At 55.5% G+C, this 21,767-nt stretch carries 17 protein-coding genes; 7 read left to right on the top strand and 10 right to left on the bottom strand.

Going from position 1 to position 21,767, the window contains the following annotated elements:
• Window positions 1-170: 170 nt before the first annotated feature.
• From hemG to pepQ, 4 genes are read right to left on the bottom strand one after another with little or no spacing between them, the layout of a single operon-like run.
• The gene (gene hemG / locus KTH07_RS21565) at window positions 171-716 is read right to left on the bottom strand and encodes a menaquinone-dependent protoporphyrinogen IX dehydrogenase (RefSeq protein ID WP_017382603.1); all 546 of its coding nucleotides are present in this window, start codon (window positions 714-716) and stop codon (window positions 171-173) included.
• 10 nt (window positions 717-726) lie between these two features.
• Window positions 727-2,178 carry a Trk system potassium transporter TrkH gene (gene trkH, locus KTH07_RS21560; protein WP_006808591.1) on the bottom strand — a complete coding sequence of 484 codons (1,452 nt, stop codon included), beginning with the start codon at window positions 2,176-2,178 and terminating at the stop codon, window positions 727-729.
• 41 nt (window positions 2,179-2,219) lie between these two features.
• Window positions 2,220-2,834, bottom strand: a complete 615-nt coding sequence (locus tag KTH07_RS21555; protein ID WP_015572737.1) for an IMPACT family protein — start codon at window positions 2,832-2,834, stop codon at window positions 2,220-2,222.
• Window positions 2,834-4,165, bottom strand: a complete 1,332-nt coding sequence (gene pepQ, locus KTH07_RS21550; protein ID WP_023304604.1) for a Xaa-Pro dipeptidase — start codon at window positions 4,163-4,165, stop codon at window positions 2,834-2,836. The genes KTH07_RS21555 and pepQ overlap by 1 nt, the downstream gene beginning before the upstream one ends.
• Before the next feature lie 190 nt (window positions 4,166-4,355).
• Between pepQ and fadB the strand changes: the two genes are divergently transcribed.
• The gene (gene fadB, locus KTH07_RS21545) at window positions 4,356-6,545 is read left to right on the top strand and encodes a fatty acid oxidation complex subunit alpha FadB (protein WP_023304605.1); all 2,190 of its coding nucleotides are present in this window, start codon (window positions 4,356-4,358) and stop codon (window positions 6,543-6,545) included.
• Window positions 6,546-6,554: 9 nt separating this feature from the next.
• Window positions 6,555-7,718 (top strand): acetyl-CoA C-acyltransferase FadA, encoded by a 1,164-nt coding sequence (fadA, locus tag KTH07_RS21540; RefSeq protein ID WP_000416981.1) that lies wholly within the window; start codon window positions 6,555-6,557, stop codon window positions 7,716-7,718.
• A gap of 142 nt (window positions 7,719-7,860) precedes the next feature.
• On the opposite strand, the gene glyS is transcribed toward fadA, so the two are convergent.
• From glyS to KTH07_RS21525, 3 genes are all read right to left on the bottom strand, one after another.
• Window positions 7,861-9,930 (bottom strand): glycine--tRNA ligase subunit beta, encoded by a 2,070-nt coding sequence (gene glyS / locus KTH07_RS21535; protein WP_032620459.1) that lies wholly within the window; start codon window positions 9,928-9,930, stop codon window positions 7,861-7,863.
• Window positions 9,931-9,939: 9 nt separating this feature from the next.
• On the bottom strand, window positions 9,940-10,851 hold the full coding sequence (gene glyQ, locus KTH07_RS21530; RefSeq protein WP_003860141.1) for a glycine--tRNA ligase subunit alpha: 912 nt from the start codon (window positions 10,849-10,851) through the stop codon (window positions 9,940-9,942).
• 160 nt (window positions 10,852-11,011) lie between these two features.
• Window positions 11,012-11,317: a YsaB family lipoprotein gene (locus KTH07_RS21525; RefSeq protein ID WP_017693801.1), complete on the bottom strand. Its 306-nt coding sequence runs from the start codon at window positions 11,315-11,317 to the stop codon at window positions 11,012-11,014.
• 184 nt (window positions 11,318-11,501) lie between these two features.
• Between KTH07_RS21525 and KTH07_RS21520 the strand changes: the two genes are divergently transcribed.
• On the top strand, window positions 11,502-12,497 hold the full coding sequence (locus KTH07_RS21520; protein ID WP_023304607.1) for an acyltransferase: 996 nt from the start codon (window positions 11,502-11,504) through the stop codon (window positions 12,495-12,497).
• A 52-nt stretch (window positions 12,498-12,549) separates the two neighbouring features.
• Here the strand turns inward: KTH07_RS21520 and xylB are convergent, their stop codons facing one another.
• Window positions 12,550-14,004, bottom strand: coding sequence for a xylulokinase (gene xylB, locus KTH07_RS21515; RefSeq protein WP_063162180.1), 1,455 nt, complete (start codon window positions 14,002-14,004; stop codon window positions 12,550-12,552).
• 59 nt (window positions 14,005-14,063) lie between these two features.
• Window positions 14,064-15,386, bottom strand: a complete 1,323-nt coding sequence (gene xylA / locus KTH07_RS21510) for a xylose isomerase (protein ID WP_026080557.1) — start codon at window positions 15,384-15,386, stop codon at window positions 14,064-14,066.
• Window positions 15,387-15,757: 371 nt separating this feature from the next.
• On the opposite strand from xylA, the gene xylF reads away from it, so the two are divergent.
• The 4 genes from xylF (at window position 15,758) to xylR (ending at window position 20,735) form a co-directional block, all read left to right on the top strand.
• Window positions 15,758-16,750 carry a D-xylose ABC transporter substrate-binding protein gene (gene xylF, locus KTH07_RS21505; RefSeq protein WP_023304608.1) on the top strand — a complete coding sequence of 331 codons (993 nt, stop codon included), beginning with the start codon at window positions 15,758-15,760 and terminating at the stop codon, window positions 16,748-16,750.
• A gap of 72 nt (window positions 16,751-16,822) precedes the next feature.
• Window positions 16,823-18,364 carry a xylose ABC transporter ATP-binding protein gene (locus KTH07_RS21500; RefSeq protein WP_015572746.1) on the top strand — a complete coding sequence of 514 codons (1,542 nt, stop codon included), beginning with the start codon at window positions 16,823-16,825 and terminating at the stop codon, window positions 18,362-18,364.
• On the top strand, window positions 18,342-19,523 hold the full coding sequence (gene xylH, locus KTH07_RS21495; protein WP_003860151.1) for a xylose ABC transporter permease XylH: 1,182 nt from the start codon (window positions 18,342-18,344) through the stop codon (window positions 19,521-19,523). The genes KTH07_RS21500 and xylH overlap by 23 nt, the downstream gene beginning before the upstream one ends.
• A gap of 33 nt (window positions 19,524-19,556) precedes the next feature.
• Complete coding sequence (gene xylR, locus KTH07_RS21490; protein WP_032620462.1) at window positions 19,557-20,735, top strand: D-xylose utilization transcriptional activator XylR; 1,179 nt, start codon at window positions 19,557-19,559, stop codon at window positions 20,733-20,735.
• Between the two features lie 35 nt (window positions 20,736-20,770).
• On the opposite strand, the gene KTH07_RS21485 is transcribed toward xylR, so the two are convergent.
• Window positions 20,771-21,595, bottom strand: coding sequence for a protein bax (locus tag KTH07_RS21485; RefSeq protein WP_023295596.1), 825 nt, complete (start codon window positions 21,593-21,595; stop codon window positions 20,771-20,773).
• Window positions 21,596-21,767 lie beyond the last annotated feature (172 nt).

Raw genomic sequence — 21,767 nt, 5'->3', positions numbered from 1 at the left:
TTACGCTTTCCCGCTTCAGAGTCAAGCGTTTGTTTTGCTTTTCTCTGCTGACCCGGCGGCTTGCGTGCCGTTGTTCCGTGTCAGTGGAGGCGCATTATAGGGAGTTCTTCTGAAGTGACAAGCACTAAATACAAAAAAAATTTCGTTCGCTCACTTTTCAAACTCAACGCTTATTTATCCCGCGCATCGTCCGTTAAACGCGCAATTTCACGGGCAAAACTGGCGACCTGGGCCCAGTCGGTATAAACCACTTCTTTACGCGTATCCGTTTCCCCGCCCGTCATTTTCATGATCAGGCGGATCATAAAGCGGTCATACCAGCGGTAACGCGGGTAACGCAGCGCGCCAGCAAAGACAGAACAGATATCGGGCTGCCATGGCGAACTTAGCAAAAACTTGCGCGTATAGCTGTTGGTCTGCGGCGTACGCTTCTCCGCTTTACGGGCAACCAGGTTGACCGAGTAAAACGCGCCAGGCAGTTGAGCGAGCTCCGCCGTATGCTTTTTCACAAAGCGATCCAGCGCCGGATGGAAATGGCCGTAACGAATTGAAGCGCCAATGACCACGCGGTCGTAATCCTGCCAGGCAATCTGCTCTGTGCGATTCAGGTTCACCACATCAGAATAAATGCCCAGCTCTTTGAGTTCAGAAGCCAGATATGAAGCAATCTCACGCGTTTGTCCGTCACGCGTTGAGAAAAGAATTAACGTTTTCACCAAAGTCTCCTTACTCACGCCAGAATGTTGGGGTAAACAGCACCAGCAGCGTAAAGACCTCAAGACGCCCAAACAGCATATTGGCGATTAAGATCCACTTCGCCACCGGGTTCATACTGGCGAAGTTATCCGCCACGACGCCCAGCCCCGGCCCCAGGTTGTTTAACGTTGCCACCACAGAGGCGAAGGCAGAGAAATCATCCACGCCCGTGGCGATAATCGCCAGCATACTGACAATAAAGACCAGCGCATAAGCGGAGAAGAATCCCCACACCGCTTCGAGGATGCGCTCCGGCAACGCGCGGTTCCCCAGCTTAATACTGTAAACCGCATTCGGGTGGACCAGACGTTTCAGCTCACGGTTCCCCTGCTTGAACAGCAGCAGAATGCGGATCACCTTCAGACCGCCGCCCGTTGACCCCGCGCAACCGCCGATAAACGCAGAGCACAACAGCAGCACCGGCAGGAACAGTGGCCAACGCGCAATACTGTCCGTGGTGAAACCAGCGGTTGTCGCCATCGATACCACCTGGAAGAAGGCCTGGTTCAGGGTCGTGACCGCCGAGTTATAAACATCGTGGAACCACAGTACCAGGGTACAGATAACCACCAGGGTCAGCTGGACGCCAATAAACATCCGGAATTCCGGGTCGCGCCAGTACACCTTCAGGCTCCTTCCGCTAAGCAACGAGAAGTGTAGACCGTAGTTACAGCCTGAGATCAGCAAAAAGATGGCAATGATGGTATTGATTGTCGGGCTGTCGAAGTAGCCGACGCTGGCATCGTGGGTGGAGAACCCGCCGATAGCAATAGTCGCAAAGCTGTGCCCGATGGCATCAAACGCAGGCATCCCGGCAAACCACAGCGCCAGCGCGCAGGCCACCGTCAGCAGGACATAGATAAGCCACAGGGTCTTCGCCGTCTCCGCAATACGCGGGCGCATCTTGTTATCTTTCAGCGGGCCGGGCATCTCCGCCCGGTAAAGCTGCATCCCCCCGACGCCCAGAATGGGCAGGATAGCCACCGCCAGGACGATGATCCCCATACCGCCGAACCACTGGAGCATCTGCCGGTAAAAGAGAATCGCATGCGGGAGCGAATCCAGCCCCACAAGCGTGGTGGCGCCGGTGGTCGTTAATCCGGAGAACGATTCAAAAAACGCATCCGTGACGGTGAGATTCGGTTGTTCGGAGAAGATAAACGGCAGCGCACCCACGCTTCCCAGTACCGTCCAGAACAGGACCACAATCAGAAACCCCTCCCGGGATTTCAGTTCACCTTTCTCACGGCGGTTTGGCCACCACAGCAGGGAGCCAATCGTCAGCGCGACAAAAAAGGTTTGCGTAAATGCACGCCCCGCGCCGTCCCGGTAGATGAGCGCCACCAGTCCGGGAATGATCATTGTCCCGGAGAAAAGTATGACCAGCAATCCAACGATTCGGGTAATGGCACGAAAATGCATCTCTGCCGCTTCCTTAGGTATTCAAAATTGTGAGGTGGGGATTATTCTTCAATCGGCAGTAATTGCAATGAACCGCGACTAAAATCAGCGAGTTTTGCTGAAAAAGCAGCCAGTTCCGCCTGAGGAAGCGCCACGCGTAATTGCACCATTGCCTGATAATCACTGTGTGCGATGACACCGTTAAACTGTTTAAGCAGTGCTTCGATACCCGATAGCTGGGCGTAATCGCATAACAAAGTATATTCCGTAAGTGGCGTTTTGCGGGTTGTTATCAGCAGATTAAGCGCTTGCTGGACACCACCTCCGTAGGCTTTAACCAGCCCTCCGGTGCCTAACAAAATGCCCCCGTAGTAGCGGACAACAACGGCGGTGATTTCACCCACGCCGCTGCCCATCAACTGGGATAGCATCGGTTTTCCGGCCGTACCCGCCGGTTCACCGTCGTCAGAAAACCCGAGCTGCTGTGAGTCGTCTGGCGGCCCTGCGACCCACGCCACACAGTGATGGCGGGCATCGGGGTGCTGCGCGCGGACGGACTCGACGAACGCCTTCGCCGCCTCCACGCCGTCGGTATGCGCCAGCAGCGTGATAAAGCGGCTTTTCTTGATTTCCTCAACAAAGGTGACCGGCTCGGCCGGTATCAGCCAGCTTTCCATCAGGCCAGCTTCAGATCTCGCGTCATGTTCTCAATGCTGCTCTCGTGAATAACCACGTTATCCTCGATACGAATGCCGCCATACGGCTTCAGCGCTTCAATTTTCTCCCAGTTGAAGTGCTTGCTGAATTGCCCTTCGCGCCACGGCGCCAGCAGGGATTCAATAAAGTAGATGCCCGGCTCGATGGTCAATACCATACGCGGCGCCAGAACGCGGGTGCAGCGCAGATAAGGATATTTAGACGGCGCCGCCAGGTGCGTACCGGTATCATCCTGCATAAAGCCCGCGACGTCATGAACCTGCAAACCCAGCGGGTGACCGATACCGTGCGGCATAAATGGCCCGGTCAGATCGTTCTCAACCATCGCCTCTTCGCTCATGTCTTTGACAATCTGATGCTTACGCAGCAGTTTAGCGATGCGCTGATGGAACTGGATGTGATAATCCACGTAGCTGGTTCCGGCCTTCATGGTGCCAATCAGCGCCAGCTGTTCGTCGTTCACGTCTTTGATCAATTGCGCAAAATCGGTGTCCGCATTCGCCGCCCAGGTACGGGTCAGGTCTGCCGCATAACCATTGTACTCAGCCCCCGCGTCCAGCAGGAAGCTGCGCATCTCAGCCGGAACCTGATGATCCAGTTTGGTGTAGTGCAGAACCGAGGCATGTTCATTCAGCGCCACGATGTTGCTGTACGGCACGTCGGTATCGCGGTGGCCGGTCGCCGTCAGGTAGGCCTGATTAATATCGAACTCGCTCATACCGGACTGGAACGCTTCATGCGCCGCACGGTGGCCATTCACCGCCGTTTTTTGCGCTTCACGCATGCAGTAAAGTTCGTAGTCGGTCTTGTAGGCGCGATAGTAGTGTAGATAATCCAGCACGCCTTTCGGGTTGAGTTTATCTGCCGGAATATCCAGACCCAGCGCACGCTCAGGAACCGGTCCAATGTAGCCGATGTTGCCGCGCGCCGCTGGCAGCTGGCTGCCAATGCCGTCTGCTTTTGGCAGCGCTATCACGTCAATTTCTTCGGTCCAGAATGAGGTCGGCAGCGGCTCCACGTTGTGCCAGTAATCGACCGGCAGGTAGAACCACAGTTTCGGCTTGTTCACGCCATCCACCAGCAGCCAGCAATTTGGAACCTGCGTGACAGGCACCCAGGCTTTAAACTGCGGGTTAACCTTGAAGGGATAAGCATGGTCATCAAGAAAAGTATTCATCAGCTCGCCGGAGTGGATCAGCAGGGCATCCAGCTTGAAGCGGGCCAGTACATCGCGGGTACGTTCCTGTAGGGTAACGATATGATTTTTATAAAGCGAAGCCAGTGAGTCCATCATTCTTCCTTTCGTTTTTTTGACCTCAAGTCATCGCATCTTAGCACACCTCACTGCGGCTGCGTGATTTCCACCGACCGTGATCAGCGCAGCAATTTCTTAATGACTAATTTGCATTTTATTAACATAAATTCCACACTCCGTTTCATCTGGTATGACCAGATCCAATTGCTGGATTCAGGAGACCGACATGCTCTACAAAGGCGACACCCTGTACGTAGACTGGCTGGAAGATGGCATTGCCGAACTGGTGTTCGATGCCCCCGGCTCAGTGAACAAGCTTGATACCGCGACGGTGGCCAGTCTTGGCCAGGCGCTGGATGTACTTGAAAAGCAATCAGATTTAAAGGGGCTGCTGCTGCGCTCCAACAAAGCGGCCTTTATCGTTGGCGCGGATATCACCGAATTCCTGTCGCTGTTCCTGGTGCCCGAAGAACAGCTGAGCCAGTGGCTGCACTTTGCCAACAGCGTTTTTAATCGTCTGGAAGATCTGCCTGTCCCGACCCTTTCCGCCGTTAACGGCTACGCGCTGGGCGGTGGCTGCGAGTGCGTGCTGGCGACCGACTACCGTCTGGCGACGCCGGACCTGCGCATCGGCCTGCCGGAAACCAAGCTGGGCATCATGCCGGGCTTTGGCGGTTCCGTGCGTATGCCGCGCATGCTGGGTGCCGACAGCGCGCTGGAGATCATTGCCGCGGGTAAAGATGTCGGCGCAGAACAGGCGCAGAAAATCGGCCTGGTGGACGGCGTGGTTAAGCCTGAAAAACTGATTGAGGGTGCTATCGCCATTCTGCGTCAGGCGATTAACGGCGATCTCGACTGGAAAGCCAAACGTCAGCCGAAACTGGAGCCGTTGAAGCTCAGCAAAATTGAAGCCACCATGAGCTTCACCATCGCCAAAGGCATGGTGATGCAGACGGCGGGTAAACACTACCCGGCGCCGATCACGGCGGTGAAAACCATTGAAGCGGCAGCCCGTCTGGGCCGTGATGACGCCCTGAAGCTGGAAAACCAGAGCTTTGTCCCGCTGGCGCACACCAACGAAGCCCGCGCGCTGGTTGGTATCTTCCTTAACGATCAGTTCGTGAAGGGCAAAGCCAAACAACTTACCAAAAACGTTGAAACGCCAAAACACGCGGCGGTACTCGGCGCGGGCATTATGGGTGGCGGCATCGCCTACCAGTCTGCCTGGAAAGGCGTGCCGGTGGTGATGAAGGACATCAACGAGAAATCCCTGACGCTGGGCATGACCGAAGCGGCCAAGCTGCTGAATAAACAGCTTGAGCGCGGCAAAATTGACGGTCTGAAGCTGGCAGGCGTGATCTCCACCATCCAGCCAGTGCTGGAATACAGCGGTTTCGACCGTGTGGACGTGGTGGTTGAAGCGGTCGTCGAGAACCCGAAAGTGAAAAAAGCGGTACTGGCCGAAACCGAAGACAAGGTGCGTCCGGAAACCGTGCTGGCCTCTAACACCTCCACCATTCCTATCAGCGAACTGGCGAGCGTGCTGAAGCGTCCGGAAAACTTCTGCGGGATGCACTTCTTTAACCCGGTGCATCGCATGCCGCTGGTTGAAGTGATCCGTGGGGAAAAAACCTCCGACGAAACCATCGCCAAAGTGGTGGCGTGGGCGAGCAAGATGGGCAAAACGCCGATCGTGGTTAACGACTGCCCGGGCTTCTTCGTTAACCGCGTGCTGTTCCCGTACTTCGCCGGTTTCAGCCAGCTGCTGCGCGACGGCGCAGACTTCCGCAAAATCGACAAGGTGATGGAAAAACAGTTCGGCTGGCCGATGGGCCCGGCGTATCTGCTGGACGTTGTCGGCATCGACACTGCCCATCACGCGCAGGCGGTGATGGCGACGGGCTTCCCGCAGCGCATGCAGAAAGACTATCGCGACGCCATTGACGCCCTGTTCGACGCCAACCGCTTTGGTCAGAAAAACGGTCTGGGCTTCTGGCGCTATAAAGAAGACAGCAAAGGCAAACCGAAAAAAGAAGAAGATCCGGCGGTGGATGGCCTGCTGGCCGACGTCAGTCAGCCGAAACGCGACTTCACCGACGATGAGATCATCGCCCGGATGATGATCCCGATGATCAACGAAGTGGTGCGCTGCCTCGAAGAAGGCATTATCGCCAGCCCGGCAGAAGCGGATATGGCGCTGGTATACGGCCTCGGCTTCCCTCCGTTCCACGGCGGCGCGTTCCGCTGGCTGGATACGCTCGGCAGCGCCCGCTATCTCGATATGGCACAGCAGTACCAGCACCTCGGTCCGCTTTATGAGGTGCCGGAAGGGCTGCGTAACAAAGCGCGCCATAACGAACCCTACTATCCAGCAGTTGAGCCAGCCCGTCCGGTTGGCGCACTGAAAACGGCTTAAGGAGTCACAATGGAAAAGGTTGTCATTGTTGATGCGATTCGCACCCCGATGGGCCGTTCAAAAGGCGGCGCATTCCGTAACGTGCGGGCGGAAGATCTCTCCGCGCACCTGATGCGTAGCCTGCTGGCGCGTAACCCGGCGCTGGACCCAGCAGCGCTGGACGATATTTACTGGGGCTGCGTGCAGCAGACGCTGGAGCAGGGCTTTAACATCGCCCGTAACGCGTCCCTGCTGGCGGAGATCCCGCATTCGGTTCCGGCCGTCACCGTCAACCGTCTTTGCGGTTCGTCGATGCAGGCGCTGCACGACGCGGCGCGGATGATCATGACCGGCGATGCGCAGGCCTGTCTGGTGGGCGGCGTGGAGCACATGGGCCACGTGCCAATGAGCCACGGGGTCGATTTCCATCCAGGCATGAGCCGCAACGTGGCGAAAGCCGCCGGTATGATGGGTCTGACCGCCGAGATGCTCTCCCGTCTGCACGGCATCAGCCGTGAGATGCAGGATGCGTTTGCCGCGCGCTCGCATGCCCGCGCCTGGGCCGCCACGCAGTCTGGTGCCTTTAAGAATGAGATCATCCCAACCGGCGGTCACGACGCAGACGGCGTACTGAAGCAGTTCAGCTACGACGAAGTTATCCGTCCTGAAACAACCGTTGAAGCGCTTTCTACCCTGCGTCCGGCGTTTGATCCGGTCACCGGTACGGTAACGGCGGGCACCTCGTCTGCCCTGTCCGACGGTGCCGCCGCGATGCTGGTGATGAGCGAGAGCCGCGCCCGCGAATTAGGCCTGACGCCACGCGCCCGCGTGCGTTCGATGGCAGTCGTGGGCTGCGATCCTTCCATCATGGGCTACGGCCCGGTTCCGGCATCAAAACTGGCGCTGAAAAAAGCGGGGCTGAGCGCAAGTGATATCGATCTCTTTGAGATGAACGAAGCGTTCGCCGCGCAGATCCTGCCGTGCATTAAAGATCTGGGGCTGATGGATCAGATCGACGAGAAGATTAACCTCAACGGCGGCGCGATCGCCCTCGGTCACCCGCTGGGCTGCTCCGGGGCGCGTATCAGTACCACGCTGATTAACCTGATGGAACGCAAAGATGCCCAGTTCGGACTGGCAACGATGTGTATTGGATTGGGTCAGGGTATCGCGACGGTGTTTGAGAGGGTGTAAAGAAAAAGTATCTCAAAGTAACGTAGGCCCGATAAGCATCGCGCCATCGGGCTTTTGCCGGGAGGCGCTACGCTTTCCCGGCCTACGAAGAGAAAAAGTTTAGTTGCCGTTCTTCCCGCCTGTCAGGGGCGGGTTTTTTACGTTATTGCAGCAGCGAAATATCCGCCACGCGCAGGAACAGCTCACGCAGTTTCTCAAGCATCGAGAGACGGTTAATCCGCAGCTCTTTATCTTCCACGTTCACCATCACCTTCTCGAAGAAGGCGTCGATGACGTCACGCAGCTCCGCCAGCTCCACCAGCGCTTCCTGGTAGCGACCTTCCGCGAAATACGGCTCCAGCTTGTCGCGCAGCACCACAACCTGCATCGCCAGAGAAATCTCTTCCGGCTCTTTCAGGGTTGCAGCGTTGACGCGCTCGTTCAGCGTCTCGTCGGATTTCGCGAGGATGTTGGATACACGCTTGTTGGCCGCGGCCAGCGCAGACGCCGCTTCCAGCGTACGGAAGTGGGATACCGCTTTCATACGCGCATCGAAATCTGCCGGACGGGTCGGACGACGCGCCAGCACCGCCTGAATGGTATCAACGGAGTAACCTTCGTCCTGATACCACGCGCGGAAACGACCGAGCATAAAGTCGATAACATCATCCACAACCTTCACGTTGGTCAGCTTATCGCCGTACAGACGTACCGCTTCTTCGGTCAGCGTTTGCAGATCGAGGTTGAGGTTCTTCTCTACGATGATTCGCAGCACGCCCAGCGCAGCACGACGCAGCGCGAACGGGTCTTTGTCGCCTTTCGGATGCTGACCGATACCGAAGATACCCGCCAGGGTGTCCATCTTATCGGCAATCGCCACGGCGCAGGCAACCGGGTTAGACGGCAGATCGTCACCGGCAAAGCGCGGCTGATACTGCTCGTTCAGGGCTACCGCCACGTCTTCCGCTTCGCCATCGTGACGCGCGTAGTGCATGCCCATCACGCCCTGGGTGTCGGTAAATTCGAACACCATGTTGGTCATCAGGTCGCACTTGGAGAGCAGGCCCGCACGGGTAGCGTGGTTAACGTCGGCGCCAATTTCACGGGCAATCCAGCCGGACAGCTCCGCGATACGGTCGGTCTTGTCGCGTAGCGTACCCAGCTGCTGCTGGAACAGTACGGTTTGCAGACGCGGCAGGTTGTCTTCCAGACGTTTTTTACGGTCGGTATTGAAGAAGAACTCGGCATCCGCCAGACGCGGACGCACCACTTTCTCGTTACCGGAGATAATCTGGCTCGGATCTTTCGATTCGATGTTCGCCACGAAGATGAAGTTTGGCAGCAGCTTGCCGTCGTTGGCGTAAACCGGGAAGTACTTCTGGTCACCCTTCATGGTGTAAACCAGCGCTTCTGCCGGAACGGCCAGGAATTTCTCTTCGAATTTCGCGGTCAGTACAACCGGCCATTCGACCAGCGAAGTCACCTCTTCCAGCAGGCTGTCGCTCAGATCGGCATTACCGCCAATTTTGCGCGCCGCGTCTTCTGCGTCCGCTTTGATTTTGGCTTTACGCTGTTCGTAGTCAGCAATGACCTTGCCGCGCTCCAGCAGGATCTGCGGGTACTGGTCAGCATTGTCGATAGTGAACTCCGACTCGCCCATAAAGCGATGGCCGCGGATCACGCGATCGGACGCCACGCCCAGAATGGTCGCCGGGATAACGGTATCGCCCAGCAGCAGGGTCACGGTGTGAACCGGACGCACAAAGTGTACGTCGGACGCGCCCCAGCGCATCAGCTTAGGAATCGGCAATTTTGCCAGCGAGGTCGCGATCATGTCAGGCAGCAGCGCTTCGGCGCTTTCGCCTTTCACATGGGCACGGTACAGCAGCCATTCACCTTTGTCGGTGGTCAGACGCTCAGCCTGATCAACGGTGATGCCGCAGCCGCGCGCCCAGCCTTCTGCCGCTTTGCTCGGCTTGCCTTCCGCGTCGAACGCCTGAGCAATGGCCGGGCCACGTTTTTCAACTTCGCGATCCGGCTGGGACGCCGCCAGGTTTGCCACTTTCAGCGCCAGACGACGCGGCGCAGCAAACCACTCAATTTTACCGTGCGCCAGGCCAGCGTTATCCAGCTCAGCAGTGACGTTCGCAGCGAAAGATTCAGCCAGGCTGCGCAGGGCTTTTGGTGGCAGCTCTTCAGTGCCGATTTCCACCAGGAAAGTTTTCTCAGACATGGCCGCCTCTTATTTGTTTCGGTTGCACATCGGGAAGCCAAGGGCTTCACGGGACGCGTAGTAAGCTTCTGCAACGGCTTTGGTCAGGGTACGAATACGCAGAATGTAGCGCTGACGTTCAGTCACGGAGATCGCTTTGCGGGCATCCAGCAGGTTGAAGCTGTGGGCAGCCTTCAGAATACGCTCGTAGGCAGGCAGCGGCAGCGGAGTCTCCAGCGCCAGCAGCTGCTGGGCTTCTTTCTCGTACTGCTCGAAGCAGGTGAACAGGAAGTCCACGTCCGCGTATTCGAAGTTATAGGTGGATTGCTCCACTTCGTTCTGATGGAACACGTCGCCGTAGGTGGTTTTACCCAGCGGGCCGTCGCTCCAGACCAGGTCGTAAACGCTGTCTACGCCCTGAATGTACATGGCCAGACGTTCCAGACCATAGGTGATTTCGCCGGTAATCGGTTTACATTCCAGACCGCCAACCTGCTGGAAGTAAGTGAACTGGGTCACTTCCATGCCGTTCAGCCACACTTCCCAACCCAGACCCCAGGCACCCAGCGTTGGGTTTTCCCAGTTATCTTCCACGAAACGAATGTCGTGAATGGTTGGATCCATACCCAGCTCTTTCAGTGACCCGAGGTACAGTTCCTGAATGTTGTCGGGTGATGGCTTAATCACCACCTGGAACTGATAGTAGTGCTGCAAACGGTTCGGGTTTTCGCCGTAACGGCCATCGGTCGGACGACGGGATGGCTGCACATAGGCGGTCGCCATTGGCTCTGGCCCTAACGCGCGCAGGCTGGTCATCGGGTGTGAGGTGCCTGCGCCAACTTCCATGTCCAAAGGTTGAACAATGGTGCAGCCCTGACGAGCCCAGTAATCCTGTAAGGTCAGGATCAGGCCCTGGAAGGTCTTGGTATCAAACTTTTGCATAGTATTTCGTGCTGGATACGTGTGGTTTTAAATGGAAGGGATCAGTATACCCGCTGGCTGCAAGATATACAGTACGAAACGGGGTTGTTTAGGGAAAATTGGGGAATAAGCCCTACAGCCAAAACCTGCGAAGGCTCTGGTTGCTGCTTATACGAGCAATTTAACGCATTGAGAGATGTAAAAACTGGCCGTCTGCATCAAAAGAGCAGACAAAGCCCTCTTTACGCGCCGTATAGCCTTTCAGTTCATAGCTGCCCTGAAAGCGCTCGAAGCCGTTTATATGAATTTTCTGTGCTTCGGAATTATAGCGGTGAGCCGCCTGATCCCTGCACAGCTGTTCCATATTCAGGGAACGCTCCGGGCTCATTTTCCCCTGCTGCGCTTTTTGGACAGGTATCTCCTCAGAAGCACTGCATCCTGTTAATAAGAGCAGCAGAAAGAGTGACACCCCACGCTTCATCATCATTTTTATTACCGCCCTGGTCAGTGGCTGTTATTTTTAGTAGCAACACGTTTATAGATTAAAGTCCGTCATTCTGCGAATCTCGCCAGCTCCCTACAAGTTAGCCTGGCTAAACTCAGAATTTTCCAAGGGAAAAGTTTTACACAATCGCAGTCACACTTTTTTTATCAGGAATACAGAGGAACTGATGCAGTCAAAAATTAACTGGATTGATAACCTGCGGGGAATAGCCTGTCTGATGGTGGTGATGATCCACACAACGACCTGGTATGTCACGAACGCGCACAGTATCAGCCCTGTTAACTGGGATGTCGCCAATATTCTGAACTCGGCCTCCCGCGTGAGCGTCCCGCTGTTCTTTATGATTTCCGGTTTTCTCTTTTTTGGCGAGCGTAGCGCGCAGCCAAGACATTTCATCCGTATTGTCTCCTGTCTGCTGTTTTACAGCGCCATTTCGCTGCTCTATATCATCCTGTTCACTTCAATTAACGCTGAACGTTCCCTGCTCAATTTGTTGCAAAAACCGGTGTTCTATCATCTGTGGTTTTTCTTCGCGATAATCGTTATCTATCTGGTGTCACCGTTAATTCAGGTAAAAAACGTCAGCGGTAAAATGCTGCTGGCCTTGATGGTAATAATCGGGATCGTGGCCAACCCGAATACCGTTTCACAGAAAATTGATGGCTTTGAATGGCTGCCCGTTAACCTTTATATCACCGGGGATACGTTTTATTACGTGCTGTACGGCATGCTGGGGCGCGCCATTGGCATGATGGAGACGCAAAAGCGAGGAATAAACTGGCTATGCGCGGCCGCGTTTCTCGTCGGTGTGTTTATTATATCTCGCGGGACGCTGCATGAGCTGCAATGGCGCGGCAACTTTGCCGATACCTGGTATCTCTACTGCGGGCCGATGGTCTTTATCTGCGCGATCTCTCTGCTGACGCTGGTTAAAAACACCCTGAATGCCCGCCCGCTTCCGGTGCTGGGGTTTATCTCTCGCCACTCGCTGGGCATTTACGGTTTTCACGCGCTGGTGATCCACGCCCTGCGCACCCGCGGCGTTGAGCTTAAAAGCTGGCCGGTGCTGGATATTGTCTGGATATTTACCGTTACGCTGGTTGTCAGCCTGCTGCTGTCAATGTTGCTGCAAAGAATCGATACGCGCAGGTTTGTAAGCTAACCCGGTTGAAGGCTGGTAGGCCGGGTAAGCGTTAGCGCCACCCGGCTCCTGTTTATGACATTAGCGGCAAAAGCTGCTGATAGATTTTGCGGAACACGTCTCGTCTTTCAGCATAGCGAGCATGATTTTTCGCATCAGGACGATGCTGCCGTTCAAGCGGCAGCTGGGGCAAAAGCTGGTGCAGTGGTTTATCCGGGTTCAGCGCAATTTGCGCCAGCCGTGCCGCACCGAGCGCCGGGCCGACATCGCCTCCCGTACGATAGTCCAGCTGCAACCCGCTGATATCGGAAAACATTTGCCGCCAGTAGCTGCTTCGTGCACCGCCGCCAATTAACGTAATGCTGGATGGCGTCAGTCCACAGTCATGCACGACATCCATTCCGTCCGCCAGAGCATAGCCAACGCCTTCAAGCACCGCGCGCGCAAGCTCTGCCGGGCCGTGCTGATGGGTAAGACCGAAGAACACCCCTTTCGCTTCCGGGTTGTTATGCGGCGTCCGCTCGCCGGAAAGGTACGGTAAAAACCAAACCGCACCGGCATTATCATCTGCCTGCTGTGCCGCTGTGATAAGCGCCGGGACGTCCGCCATTCCGGTTAGCTTTGCCGCCCAGTCGAGGCAGGAAGCCGCGCTCAGCATCACCGACATCAAATGCCATTTACCCGGCAACGCGTGGCAGAAGCTGTGTACGGCGCTTCCAGGGTTGCTACGATACCCGTCACTGACGGCAAAATAGACGCCGGAGGTACCGAGTGAGAGCATGGCCTGCCCTGCCTCGACCATCCCCACGCCGACCGCACCCGCCGCATTATCGCCGCCGCCGGCGACGACAGGTACGGCTGGCATGTTCCAGCGTTCAGCAACAGAAGGCTGTAAAGCCCCCGTGATTTCACTGCCTTCAAACAGCGCAGGCATATGGTCGCGCGTCAGCTGGCAGGCATCCAGCATCGCCTCGCTCCAGTCCCGTTTCGCCACGTCGAGCCACATCGTGCCCGCGGCGTCAGACATGTCGCTGGCAAAATCCCCTGTCATGCGAAAACGCAGGTAGTCTTTCGGCAACAGAACCTTCGCCACCTGACGGAAAATCTCAGGCTCATGGCGCTGCACCCACAGGAGTTTTGGCGCGGTAAAACCGGGCATCATCAGGTTGCCCGTAATTTCGCGGGACGCAGGCACACGCTCCTCAAGGATCGCGCACTCTTCCGCACAGCGGCCATCGTTCCAGAGAATAGCCGGGCGCAGAACGCGATGCTGACTATCCAGCAACGTTGCGCCATGCATTTGCCCGGCAATGCCCAGTGCCTTCACGTCGCGCAGGCTGTGCTGCTCGCCTAAGGCTTTCATCGCACGGTCCGTCGCCTGCCACCACTGCTCCGGATCTTGTTCCGACCAAAGCGGATACGGACGTGAAACCTGCAACTTTTCAGTGTGCGTGGCTAATACATCGCCCTGCTCGCTTAACAGGATGGCTTTCACCCCCGACGTGCCAAGATCGATCCCGATATACATGTGGTGGCTCCTTTGACGAAAATGCCCGGTGGCGCTGCGCTTACCGGGCCTGGATGCTGTTATTTATCGAACAGGTAGTGATTGACCAGGTTTTCCAGCAGCTCCTGATGGCCACTCTGATGCTGCGGCGCAAGCTGATGCTGTTCAGCGTACTTCGCGATCTCCGCAAGCGATAACTGACCTTTCAAAATTTGCTGGCCCAGCTCACTGTTCCAGCCGCTGTAGCGCTTCGCCACGCGCTTATCCAGCTCACCGTCTTCAATCATACGGGCCGCTACTTTCAGCGCCAGCGCCATGGTGTCCATCGCGCCAATATGCCCGTAGAACAGATCGTATTTGTCGGTGCTCTGGCGACGCACTTTGGCGTCGAAGTTCAGGCCGCCGGTGGTGAAACCGCCCGCTTTGATGATCTCGTACATCACCAGCGCATTCTCTTCCACGCTGTTCGGGAACTGGTCGGTATCCCAGCCCAGCTGTGGATCACCACGGTTAGCATCGACAGAGCCGAAGATGCCCAGTGCAATCGCAGAGGCAATTTCGTGATGGAACGAGTGGCCCGCCAGGGTAGCGTGGTTAGCCTCAATATTCACTTTGATCTCTTTTTCCAGACCAAACTGCTTCAGGAAGCCATACACGGTGGCGACATCATAATCATACTGATGCTTGGTTGGCTCCTGTGGTTTTGGCTCAATCAGCAGCGTGCCGCGGAAACCGATTTTGTGTTTGTGGTCCACAACCATCTGCATAAAGCGACCAATCTGCTCACGCTCCTGACGCAGGTCGGTATTCAGCAGCGTTTCATAGCCTTCACGACCGCCCCAGAGTACATAGTTCTCACCGCCCAGCTGATGCGTGGCGTTCATCGCGGTCACGACCTGGGTTGCCGCCCAGCTGAAGACTTCCGGGTCCGGGTTGGTTGCCGCACCCGCGCCATAGCGAGGATTGGTAAAGCAGTTAGCCGTACCCCAGAGCAGCTTGACGCCGCTTTGCTGCTGTTTTTCAGCCAGTACGTCGACCATCTGCGCGAAATTGTTCAGATACTCTTTCAGCGATGCCCCTTCCGGCGACACGTCCACATCGTGGAAACAGTAGTACGGCACGTTCAGCTTATGGAAGAACTCGAACGCGACGTCGGCTTTACGCTTCGCCAGCTCAATGGCCTCGCCCGGCTGTTGCCATGGACGGTCAAAAGAGCCCACGCCGAACATATCGGCACCGTTCCAGCAGAAGGTGTGCCAGTAGCAGGCGGCAAAGCGCAAGTGATCTTCCATGCGCTTACCCAGCACCAGCTCATCCGGGTTGTAGTGACGAAATGCTAAAGGATTGGTCGTTTTCGTGCCTTCGAAACGAACGCGATCGAGTTGGTCGAAATAAGCTTGCATATTGAGCTCCATAATCAGGGTATGCGGCGTGGTCTTGCTTCTGGAGTAATAGTGAATAGACATTGGAGGTTGCTCAATTACGTTATTTCACACTGCTATTGAGATAATGCGCAATTGTGCGCTGGCTCGCAAAATAATGCGCAGACAAACTATTTTTCGGCGCGCATTCCAGAATCAAATGTAATTAATAGGTTACGCTTTTTAAAATCCGATCGCGGTCATAAATTCAGAAATAAACCAAATATCGTAATGAGAAGATAAAAATCTGTAATTGCCAGCAGGCCTTTCCACGTTAAAAATTTGCTGCGTCTCAGCAGTGAACGTTTCTTTTATCTCAGCTACACATACCCCTACAAAAAGGCCTAATAATTATGAAGATAAAGAACCTGACCCTAACGCTCTGCACTACTCTCCTGCTTGCAAGCTTTGTCGGACACGCCAAAGAGGTCAAAATCGGCATGGCGATTGATGACTTACGCCTGGAGCGCTGGCAAAAAGATCGCGATATCTTTGTTAAAAAAGCGGAATCTCTCGGCGCGGAGGTGTTCGTTCAGTCCGCTAACGGCAACGAAGAGACGCAAATGTCGCAAATCGAGAATATGATCAACCGTGGCGTCGATGTGCTGGTCATTATCCCGTATAACGGCCAGGTATTAAGCAACGTGGTGAAAGAAGCGAAACAGGAAGGGATAAAAGTCCTGGCTTATGACCGCATGATTAATAATGCCGATATTGATTATTATATTTCGTTCGACAATGAAAAGGTGGGCGAATTACAGGCTAAAAGCCTGGTCGCAAAAGTGCCTCAGGGGAATTATTTCCTGATGGGCGGCTCGCCCGTGGATAACAACGCCAAACTGTTCCGCCAGGGACAAATGAAAGTGCTGAAGCCATATATCGACGAGGGCAAAATTAAAGTCGTCGGCGACCAGTGGGCTGACGGTTGGTTACCGGAAAACGCGCTGAAAATTATGGAAAACGCGTTGACCGCAAATAACAACAAAATCGATGCGGTGGTGGCCTCTAACGATGCCACTGCGGGTGGCGCCATTCAGGCGCTGAGCGCGCAGGGTCTGGCCGGGAAAGTCGCTATTTCCGGCCAGGACGCCGACCTTGCGGGTGTAAAACGCATCATCGCGGGTACCCAGACCATGACGGTGTATAAGCCCATTACCGAGCTTGCCAATACGGCCGCCGAAATTGCCGTTGAGCTGGGCAATGGCCAGCAACCTAAAGCAGACGCGACGTTAAATAACGGCCTGAAAGACGTACCTGCTCGCCTGCTTACCCCTATCGAAGTCAACAAAGAGAATATTGACGCCACCGTGGTGAAAGACGGTTTCCATAAGAAGAGTGAACTGTAATCCAGCGCAGCCCCTGCCCGGCAGGGGCGCATTGACCTGCCCTGTTCATCTGTTGGGCTATGCGGAGCAGTTATGTCTTATTTACTTGAAATGAAAAGCATCACCAAAGCCTTCGGGGCGGTGAAAGCAGTCGATAACGTAAGCCTGCGGCTGAATCCCGGCGAAGTGATGTCGCTGTGCGGCGAAAATGGCTCGGGAAAATCCACGCTGATGAAAGTGTTGTGCGGGATCTACCCGCACGGCAGCTACGAGGGCGAAATCGTTTTTGCCGGTGAGGTGCTCCAGGCCACGCACATTCGCGATACCGAACGTAAAGGCATCGCTATCATTCACCAGGAGCTGGCGCTGGTGAAGCACCTTACCGTGCTGGAAAATATCTTTCTCGGTGCCGAACTCTCACGCCACGGCGTACTGGATTACGACACCATGACGCTGCGCTGCGAAAAACTGCTGGCTCAGGTGAGCCTGGCTATCTCACCGGATACGCGCGTGGGCGACTTAGGTTTAGGCCAGCAGCAGCTGGTCGAGATCGCCAAGGCGCTGAACAAACAGGTGCGCCTGCTGATCCTCGACGAACCAACCGCCTCACTCACCGAACAGGAAACCGCCGTACTGCTCAATATCATCCGCGATCTGCAAAACCACGGTATCGCCTGCATCTATATTTCGCACAAGCTCAATGAGGTGAAAGCCATTTCCGACACCATCTGCGTCATCCGCGACGGGCAGCACATCGGCACGCGTGAAGCAGAAGGCATGAGCGAGGATGACATCATCACCATGATGGTGGGTCGCGAACTCACCGCGCTGTATCCCAACGAACCGCACACCATCGGCGAAGAGCTCCTGCGCGTGGAAAACCTGACGGCGTGGCATCCCGTTAACCGCCATATCAAGCGCGTGGATAACCTCTCCTTCTCGCTGCACCGCGGCGAAATTCTCGGCATTGCGGGTTTAGTGGGTGCGGGAAGAACCGAGGCCGTGCAGTGTCTCTTTGGCGTCTGGCCGGGGCGCTGGGAAGGCAAAATTTATATCGACGGTCAGCCGGTAAAAATCGACAACTGCCAGCAGGCTATTGCTAAGGGCATTGCCATGGTGCCAGAAGACCGCAAAAAAGACGGCATCGTGCCGGTAATGGCGGTGGGAAAAAATATCACGCTGGCGGCGCTCAGCCAGTTTTCCGGCGCGCTGAGCAGCCTGGATGATGCCGCAGAACAGCAGTGTATTCTCCAGTCGCTTGCCCGGCTTAAGGTGAAAACCTCCTCGCCGGAGCTGGCGATAGGACGCCTGAGCGGCGGCAACCAGCAGAAAGCGATTCTGGCGCGCTGCCTGCTGCTTAATCCGCGCATTTTAATTCTGGACGAACCCACCCGCGGGATCGATATCGGCGCGAAGTATGAAATCTACAAGCTGATCAACCAGCTTGTGCAGCAAGGGATTGCCGTCATTGTTATCTCGTCCGAATTGCCTGAAGTGCTGGGGCTGAGCGACCGCGTGCTGGTCATGCATGAAGGGAAACTCAAAGCCAACCTGAACAACCAGAACCTGACGCAAGAGCAGGTGATGGAAGCTGCCTTAAGGAGCGAACGCCATGTCGAAAAGCAACCCGTCTGATATCAAAGTCGCTGTTCCGACGCCCGGTGCGTTCGCAGGACTTAAATCGCTGAATCTGCAAGTTTTTGTAATGATTGCCGCCATTATCGTGATCATGTTGTTCTTTACCTGGATGACCGATGGCTCCTATTTAAGCGCACGTAACGTCTCTAACTTGCTGCGTCAGACCGCCATCACCGGGATCCTGGCGGTGGGGATGGTCTTTGTGATTATCTCAGCGGAAATTGACCTGTCGGTAGGGTCGATGATGGGTCTGCTCGGCGGCGTGGCGGCAATTTTTGACGTCTGGCTAGGCTGGCCGCTGCCGCTGACGATTGCGGTCACGCTGGTGCTAGGTCTGCTGCTGGGGGCGTGGAATGGCTGGTGGGTGGCCTACCGTAAAGTCCCGTCGTTTATCGTCACCTTAGCGGGGATGCTGGCCTTCCGCGGCATTCTGATTGGGATCACCAACGGCACCACCGTCTCCCCGACCAGCGCCTCGATGTCCCAGATTGGCCAAAGCTACCTCTCTGATGGCGTCGGTTTTACGATCGGCGTGGTTGGGCTGATGGCGTTTGTCGCGTGGCAATGGCGAGGACGCATGCGTCGCCAGGCGCTGGGGCTGGCCTCGCCTGCCTCAACCTCGGTTGTCGGCCGTCAGGCGCTTACTGCGGTGATTGTGCTGGGCGCCATCTGGCTGTTAAACGATTATCGCGGCGTCCCAACGCCCGTTCTGCTGCTGGCGCTGTTGCTGTTAGGTGGAATGTTTATGGCCACACGTACCGCATTCGGTCGCCGTATTTATGCCATCGGCGGCAATCTGGAAGCCGCGCGTTTATCTGGTATCAACGTAGAACGCACCAAACTCGCCGTCTTTGCCATCAACGGCCTGATGGTGGCCATCGCGGGGCTGATCCTCAGTTCGCGACTGGGGGCGGGCTCCCCGTCTGCGGGTAATATTGCCGAGCTGGACGCCATCGCCGCCTGCGTGATTGGCGGGACCAGCCTCGCCGGGGGCATTGGCAGCGTGGCGGGGGCGGTGATGGGCGCATTTATTATGGCTTCGCTGGATAACGGGATGAGTATGATGGACGTGCCGACGTTTTGGCAGTATATCGTCAAGGGTGCCATTCTTTTGCTGGCAGTCTGGATGGACTCTGCCACCAAGCGGCGCGCCTGATAACACTATCGTGACTAATTTGGGAAATGAGCCATGTTTGAAAAGCGTCACCGCATTACGTTGTTATTCAATGCCAACAAAGCCTATGACCGGCAGGTGGTTGAAGGGGTTGGCGAATATTTGCAGGCGTCGCAATCCGAATGGGATATTTTCATCGAAGAAGATTTTCGTACCCGTCTGGAGAACATCAAAGACTGGCTGGGAGACGGGGTCATCGCTGACTTTGACGACCCCGTGATTGAACAGTTGCTGAGTGGCGTCGACGTGCCTATCGTGGGCGTTGGCGGCTCTTACCATACACCGGAACATTACCCCCCCGTTCACTATATCGCCACGGATAACCATGCTCTGGTCGAGACCGCCTTCCTCCATTTAAAGGAGAAAGGCGTACATCGTTTTGCGTTTTACGGATTGCCCGCCACCAGCGGAAAGCGCTGGGCGATGGAGCGTGAATATGCCTTCTGCCAGCTGGTTGCCCAGGAGAAGTATCGCGGCGTCGTTTATCAGGGGCTGGAAACCGCGCCAGAAAACTGGCAGCACGCACAAAATCGCCTGGCTGACTGGCTGCAAACTCTGCCACCCCAGACAGGGATTATCGCCGTGACGGACGCCCGCGCCCGCCACGTATTACAGGTGTGTGAACATTTGCATATTCCGGTGCCTGAAAAGCTGTGCGTGATTGGTATTGATAACGAAGAGCTTACGCGCTATCTGTCGCGCGTGGCGCTCTCATCCGTGGCTCAGGGTACCCGTCAGATGGGCTATCAGGCCGCAAAGCTGCTGCACAGACTGTTAGCCAACGAATCCCTGCCGCTCCAGCGTCTGCTGGTTCCGCCCGTTCGCGTGGTCGAGCGTCGCTCAACTGACTACCGCTCCTTAAACGATCCGGCCGTGATTCAGGCGATGCACTACATTCGCAATCATGCCTGCAAAGGGATTAAGGTCGATCAGGTGCTCGATTCGGTCGGCATTTCACGTTCGAATCTGGAGAAGCGGTTCAAAGAGGAAGTCGGTGAGACGATTCACGCCGTGATCCATGCGGAAAAGCTGGAGAAAGCGCGCAGTCTGCTGATCTCCACCTCGCTGTCGATCAACGAGATTTCACAGATGTGCGGCTATCCGTCGCTTCAGTATTTCTATTCGGTGTTCAGAAAAGAGTATGACACCACGCCGAAGGAGTACCGGGAACGGTACAGTGAAGTCCTGCTCTAGAAAAAAGAACGCCTTCCAGTGGAAGGCGTTTTTCATTACATATGTGCGGCAATCAGACGCTGGTTATCCTGGTACATGGAGAACAGGTAATTGTTATAACGCTGTCCCTGAGTGGAATAACCTTTCAGCTTGTGGATCATCGCCGTAGCCGTTACTTCCTGATCCGCCTTACGCAGCTGAGCGCGTGACTTACGGAACGAGGAGTAGGCCGGGTGGGTGTTCAGGTTCACCACATAGGCATTCACGGAATCTTTCACCGATTCAAACTGTGAATAGCCCTTCACCTTGCCGGGTGCATTAGTACAACGACCTTTTGCGCATTTCATGCCAAACAGATTGTTGTTGTTGCGTGCCAGCTTCGAGGTGCCCCAACCGCTTTCGGCGGCGGCCATTGTCGCGACCATACTGCCTGGAATAATGTCCACACGCTCTAACAGAGTGTTCCACGGCACACGACGCGTGTTCCCGCTCCACTTCACTTTATAGCGTTTGGCGATGTCTTTCAGGCGAGTGCGCTCAGACGGCGACCAGCGGCTATCGTACTGTTTGGAGATCAGCCAGTTACGATCCGCAGTAATCGCGGCATTTTGACTTTTAATGTAAGGCATTACCGTCCGGAGAAACGCTTTTTTCCTTGGTGTCCCGGAAGGGTATTTTCGCAAATCAGGAAGTGAACTACTCTTTGCACTATTGCGAGAATACTCTTGTTTACTGCTAACCTTACTGCTTGTCGTCTTTATTACGTGGGCTTTCTTACTCGTTGTATCCGCGTGCGTCTTTGCAAGCACCTCACCTGAAAATGCCATGGTGAGTAACATGAGTATCGCGGCCCCATATCGTCGAATGGGAGTCGATATCATTAGGTCTCCTGGTCGGATATAAACATTCCAACACCTTATTTTCTTCAAAAATTTGAGAGCGGAATCTCAAGTCATACCAAAAATAGTCCTCAAGAGCACGTATACAAATAGTCCAATTCCGAAACTATGTCATCCGGAACATGATCATTAAATCACCAGCACTGGAAAAATG

The sequence above is a fragment of the Enterobacter cloacae complex sp. ECL72 genome (assembly GCF_019056635.1).
In the GTDB taxonomy this organism is placed as follows: Bacteria; Pseudomonadota; Gammaproteobacteria; order Enterobacterales; family Enterobacteriaceae; genus Enterobacter; species Enterobacter hormaechei_C.
Note: the sequence above shows the minus strand (reverse complement) of the source record. Positions and strands in the feature narration are given on the sequence as shown.